Below are 2,976 nucleotides of genomic sequence, written 5' to 3'. Positions count from 1 at the left end.
TTTTCGAAAATGGTGATGGCCAGAATGGATGCCGTGACCATGAAACCGAGCACACTGATCGTGAGGCGGCCTTTCCAGCGCGGCTCATGATGCCGCTGGGCAAACCAGTGGCGACTCAGCCCCGCCATGGTCAGCGTGAAGGTGATAAACACGTTGATACTGTAGAGCACCACCAGAATACTCACATGCCCGCCGGTCGCCAGCAAAATGGCCACCGCTGCAAAACCGACCAGCAAAATGCCGTTTCGCGACACAAAGCGGTCCGACAAATAGGAAAAGCGTTCTGGAAGCCAGCGGTCTACCGCCATGTTGGCCATGACAATGGGGGCAGTGATAATGCCGGTATTGGCGGCAATATACAGCAGCAATCCTTCCGTGACCAAAGTAATTACCGTGGCTGTAGGACCAAAATGGATTCCGGCAATAGTCCAGTCGCTGGTGATGGCCGTGTAAAGTACGGCATTGAGGGTCTGTCCCTGATGTTCATGCACATGATACATGAGATAGAGAAATATCAGGCTTCCGGCCACCAGTGACAGGGAGGTGGCCAGCAGGGTCATGGTCCGCTGACCAGTCTGGATGCGTGGTTCGCGCATGATATGGACCCCGTTGGCCACGGCCTCCAGACCGGTGTAGGTTCCACCGCCCAGACTGAAGGCACGCATGACCAGTGCGGCAATGAATATCCAGCCATACAACTGGTTATCACGCGCGGCTCCAGCCACCGTATTGTGGGCGATACTCGGAAAATCGCCGACATGACTGACCAGACCAAAACCCAGCATGATGATATGGGTAGCGACAAACGCCATAAAAATGGGCAAGAGAATCTTGATGGACTCCTTCATGCCGCGCAAATTGATGAAAATCAGAAACAGCAAAATAGCCACATCAATCAGGATGCGTTCACTGTACCAATAGGACGGCAGGCTGCTGAGCAACGTTTCGGTACCAGAGGCCACGGAAATGGCTGCGGTCAGAACGTAATCCACAATCAGGGCTGAACCGCTGACCAGACCCGCTTTCGGACCGAGCAGCGTTGAGGCCGTATGATAACCACCACCGCCATCCGGGAATAAGGCAATCACCTGCTTATAACCTGCCGAGATAATGAACACCGAAACCGGAATACCAATGGCCAGGAAAACCGCCAGATATTCATGCCCCTTCAAGGCATAATAAATTTCCGGAGGACCGTAGGCGGATGAGGACAAAGCATCTGAACCCAGGCCTACCCAGGCCAGAAAGGCAGCCAGAGACAAGCTTTCAAACAGTTTCGGGTTGAATACGTTTACGGCACGACGAAATCGGGGTAAGCGAATCCAGGCCATTCAGAACCTCCTCAACGGGGGAAATCAACAGGGGGCTGTAGCCCAATAAAAACAGGGAGCCCTGGAGCAGTTTCAGGGAAGAGGATGCACACATTCTCCGGGCTCATGCGAATGCAGCCGGCCGAGACGGGCTGACCGAGACGAGCGGTATCGGCGGTGCCATGGATATAAATGTAGCGCCGGAACGTGTCGCAATAGCCGCCGCGATTAAACCCGGATTCCATGCCGGAAAGCCAGAGAATCCGCCCCAGTATCCAGTCCTGATGGCCGTTTTCGTCCGGATCCTCGCTGGCGTCATAGCAGTCTCCCGTCCAGCGGCGTCCGCGCAGAATGGCATTAGCTGGCAATCCCGCGCCAATTTTTGCCCTGACTTGATGCCAACCGCGTGGCGTACAGGCGCTGTCACGCCTTTCTCCAAGTCCGTTAAGGGCCGTTGAAATGGGATATTGCACTGTTTCGTGCGCAGCTTGCATCACCCGCAGGTTCTGAGTGGCAACATCCACCCAAAACCAGTTTGCTGGCGTTTCATTTTTCAAAAAGGGCAATGGATTCGACATGGGCAGTATGGGGGAACATGTTAATGACACCCGCTGCTTTCAGGTGATAACCACGCTCGTGCACCAGATATTCGGCATCCCGGGCCAGAGTCGCCGGATTACAGGAAACATAGACCAGACGGGATACACCGGGAGTCAGACTTTGCAACACTTCCATAGCCCCACTTCGGGGCGGGTCAATCAGCATTTTGTCGATAGTTCCTGCCATCTGAAAGTCACTCATCCGCGCCTGGGTCAGATCAGCCACCTGATATCGGGCTTGCGCCGAGAGCCCATTGGCGGCAGCATTTTCCGAAGCCAGGGCCACCAACCGTGCATCGCCTTCAACGCCCAGCACATTCGCGCCCAAACGCGCCATGGGCAAGGTGAAGTTCCCTAAGCCACAAAACAGATCAAGAATATGGTCACCGGCCTGAGGACGGAGCAGAGCCATGGCACGGCGCACCGTCACCTGATTGACAGACTGATTCACCTGAGTAAATACCAACGGATCAAAACGCATCCGCAGTTGATAATCCGGCAGGTCATAATGCAGGGCGGACGGTTGTTCGGGGATCAGCGGATGCAAAGTATCGGGACCGCGCGGCTGCAACCAGATTTGCAGGTCGTGATCCAGTCCAAATTGACGTAAATGCATGAGATCACTGTCCGCCAGGGGACGCATATGCCGAAACACCAAAGCTACAGCGTCGGGGGTACAAGCTACTTCAATCTGGGGGAAATCCTGGGGAGACTGCATTTTGCCAATCAGGACCCGCAGTTCCGGAATACGCTGGCCAACGCGGGGGTCGAGCACCAGACACTGGTTCATATCTACCACGTAGTTGCTGCTACGTTCTCGAAAACCCACCAGAGCACCACGGGTTTTGGGGGTCCGCACCGAAAGGCGGGCCTTGCTTCGATAAGCCAAACCCGGACCAAAAATGGGTGGGAGAATTCTCTGTGGACGCACTTTTCCAATGCGCCAGAGGTTATCCTCCAACTGCCGCTGCTTGATGGCCACCTGCGCGCTCACATCCAGATGCTGCAAACTGCAACCGCCGCACAATCCAAAATGAGGACAGGGGGGTGTTACCCGCAATGAAGAA

The 2,976-nt window shown here is 55.0% G+C and carries 3 protein-coding genes; all 3 read right to left on the bottom strand.

Annotated elements, in window-relative coordinates:
* Positions 1–1,331, bottom strand: a 1,331-nt coding sequence (locus tag AC2VLY_RS03600) for an APC family permease (RefSeq protein ID WP_486893871.1), incomplete at its 3' end; no start/stop codon positions are given.
* Between the two features lie 11 nt (positions 1,332–1,342).
* The gene (locus AC2VLY_RS03595) at positions 1,343–1,834 is read right to left on the bottom strand and encodes a L,D-transpeptidase family protein (RefSeq protein WP_486893869.1); all 492 of its coding nucleotides are present in this window, start codon (positions 1,832–1,834) and stop codon (positions 1,343–1,345) included.
* 22 nt (positions 1,835–1,856) lie between these two features.
* Positions 1,857–2,976, bottom strand: a 1,120-nt coding sequence (gene rlmD / locus AC2VLY_RS03590; RefSeq protein ID WP_486921781.1) for a 23S rRNA (uracil(1939)-C(5))-methyltransferase RlmD, incomplete at its 5' end; no start/stop codon positions are given.

Source organism: Acidithiobacillus sp. TH-A36, assembly GCF_057473445.1.
Note: the sequence above shows the minus strand (reverse complement) of the source record. Positions and strands in the feature narration are given on the sequence as shown.